General features: G+C 53.1%; 2 protein-coding genes. Both read right to left on the bottom strand.

Features of this window, described 5'->3' with window-relative positions:
- Positions 1–437, bottom strand: a 437-nt coding sequence (locus tag GXO76_04295; protein NOY77072.1) for an L-2-amino-thiazoline-4-carboxylic acid hydrolase, incomplete at its 3' end; no start/stop codon positions are given.
- 147 nt (positions 438–584) lie between these two features.
- Positions 585–1,146 (bottom strand): RluA family pseudouridine synthase (locus GXO76_04290; GenBank protein ID NOY77071.1); only part of this gene is annotated, 562 nt, incomplete at its 5' end.

Here is a 1,146-nt window from a genome sequence, read left to right as displayed (position 1 = left end):
ACCGACAACCAGGTTGGCCACAGGCGCTCACAGGCCACACAGGGCTGATCCACACGGGCCAGTCCCGCTTTTTTAGCCCCCTCCAGCGCCGGACAGCGGTGCACGCGAAGGGTTGCTTCCGTTTCTCCGCGCAATTCCCACTCTGCCTGAATGCGGTTCCCGCCAAAAAGCTCACTGTATTTCTGAATGATGGCCACAGCCTGCGGGAGATCTTTTGCTTTCTTCAGTCCCAAACGTTTCAACATCTCGCGCATTTCGATCTTTGCAAAACTCGTGCGCACCCGGGCATTTTGTTCCACGGCCTTTTCCAGTCCGATTTCCTGAACGGTCTTCAGGAACCACTGCCCGTCCCAGGCCAGAAGCAGCCGGGAAAGCATTTTAATTTTTTCCTCGCAGGGAATTTCAAAATCGGGTTCACTTTTCTCAGTCGACTTCACTTTTCTCTCCAAAATGTAGTTAGATGTTTATCCGGATTCGGAAATTTTAAACGAACACCAAAACGCATCGAAAAAATGGCCTGTCATTTCCGGCACTCAGGGGGAGCGAAGCAATCCCTAAATTGCAGCGGGTCAGTCTTAAAAAACTCAATCAAAAGATATTTTCTGGTAGTCTTCCCGGGCTGCCTCCAGCAGGCGCTGCATATCCTCCGGCAAATCCGATTCAAAACGCAGCCACTCGTTTGTGTACGGGTGTTCAAACCCCAGGGTTCGTGCGTGGAGGGCCTGGCGTGGAAGCAGTTCCAAATAACGAGCCGCCACTTTCCGTTCTGCCGTGGTCAGGGCACCCAACCGGCGATTTCTTCCTCCATAAACGGCATCCCCAAAAACAGGATGCCCAATATGGGCCATGTGCACGCGGATCTGATGCGTGCGTCCGGTACCCAGTTTTAATTTTACCAGAGAAAGCAAATAGAGTCGCTCCTGGGTTTCGTAGGTGGTAATCGCCAGTTTTCCCCCTTCCTCCAAAACCACCATTTTTTTTCGATTCGTAGGACTCCGGCCGATCTGGGTCTCAATCCGACCGGATCGCGGACTCGGCACGCCCCACACCAACGCCCAGTATTCCCGCTCAATGGTGCGATTTCGAAATTGATCAGAGAGAACGCGGTGGGTTCGGTCGTCCTTTGCCGCTACCAGCAAACCAGAC

The organism is Calditrichota bacterium, assembly GCA_013151735.1.
Lineage (GTDB): Bacteria > Zhuqueibacterota > JdFR-76 > JdFR-76 > BMS3Abin05 > BMS3Abin05.
This window is presented reverse-complemented; position numbering and strand designations above follow the sequence as displayed.